We start from the raw sequence: 644 nt of genomic DNA, 5'->3' as shown, positions 1-644 counted from the left end.
AGTTCCTCGGCAACTACTAAATCGTGGTTTTTGATTAGTGCAGTTGAGAGTACTTGCAAGAAGTCATTACGCTGTCTTCTGATCTTGTCGTGCAGTTTAGCTACAACTAAGCGCTGTTTTTGATAGTTTTTTGCTAGCCGCAAATTGCGCCCTTCTTTTTTAGCCCGGCGCTGTCTGCGAGACAAGACGCGTTGGGCATGGGCAAGCTTCTTTTTGGTTTTGCAATAAAATCGTGGATTAGCAACCATTGCTCCGTTAGATGCTGTTAAGAAATTATCAAGGTTAAGGTCAATGCCAATTTGACTTTGTGATTTAGGCAATTCCTTGACAAAAGTAGTATCGCTGCCTAATTGCATTGATAAGTAGAATTGCTCCTCAGCGGTCTTTTTAATCGTGACTGTGCCAATTCTAGTTGGGATGTGGTTAAGCAAACGCTCTTTGATTAGCCTTCTAAAACCAGCAATGCGGACGATACCCAGTTTAGGCAGTTTAATATGTTTAGCATCAATAAATCTAGCTGTCCCGTTATCAAGAAAAGCTTCTTTTTGCTTAGGATATTGACAGTTGGTCTGATATGACCAGTCGCTGCGTTTTTTATGGAAAGTTGGGATTCCATGACCAATCTTGCGATAGTTGCTCCAAGC

Annotated in this window: 1 protein-coding gene; it reads right to left on the bottom strand. The window is 41.6% G+C overall.

The window, feature by feature from the left end; genetic code table 11:
* Positions 1–644 (bottom strand): RNA-guided endonuclease InsQ/TnpB family protein (locus FC37_RS04565; protein ID WP_156400659.1); only part of this gene is annotated, 644 nt, incomplete at both ends.

The organism is Lactobacillus gallinarum DSM 10532 = JCM 2011 (assembly GCF_001434975.1).
Taxonomy (GTDB): domain Bacteria; phylum Bacillota; class Bacilli; order Lactobacillales; family Lactobacillaceae; genus Lactobacillus; species Lactobacillus gallinarum.
The sequence above is the reverse complement of the archived record's forward strand: the minus strand, read 5'-3'. Positions and strand labels throughout refer to the sequence as shown.